This is a genomic window from Oleiphilus sp. HI0132 (assembly GCF_001635845.1).
On record NZ_LWGJ01001737.1, the window covers coordinates 1 to 750 of the forward strand.

General features: G+C 47.5%; 1 protein-coding gene. It reads left to right on the top strand.

The annotated features are described in order from the left end of the window. A partial coding sequence (locus tag A3766_RS26585) for an ATP-binding cassette domain-containing protein (RefSeq protein WP_156509162.1) occupies positions 1-750 on the top strand: 750 nt, incomplete at both ends.

Here is a 750-nt window from a genome sequence, read left to right on the forward strand (position 1 = left end):
GCAGCAACCAAAAAGGGCGACATGCCAAGAGCAAGGCGCGTCTTAAGCGCTTTGAAGAGCTTAACTCTTCCGACCTACAGAAACGCAACGAGACCATGGAAATTTACATTCCACCAGGGCCACGCCTGGGTGATGTTGTTATCGAGCTCGATGGTGTCAGTAAGCAATACAAAGACAAGCTGCTATTCAAAGATTTGAGCTTTAGTGTTCCACCCGGAAGCATTGTCGGTGTAATTGGTGGTAACGGTGCAGGTAAATCTTCACTATTCAAGCTGCTAGCAGACGTAGAGCAACCCGACTCAGGCACTATTCGTTTGGGTGATACTGTTAAGCTGGCTTTCGTTGAACAAACGCGTGACCTGGACAATTCCAAGACGGTATGGGAAGAAGTCAGTGACGGTAACGATATGATCACTATCGGCAATTACCAAACACCATCTCGTGCTTATGTCAGTCGTTTCAACTTCCGTGGTAATGACCAGCAAAAGAAAGTGAATGAGCTGTCTGGTGGCGAGCGTAACCGTCTACATTTAGCCAACGTGCTTAAGCAAGGTGCGAACGTTCTACTACTCGATGAGCCAACCAACGATCTTGACGTAGAAACACTACGAGCACTGGAAGAAGCCGTCTTGGCATTCCCTGGTTGCGCAATAGTGATTTCGCACGACCGTTGGTTCCTCGATAGAATTGCAACGCATATATTGGCTTATGAAGGCGATAGTGAAGTGGTCTGGTTTGAAGGCAATTACA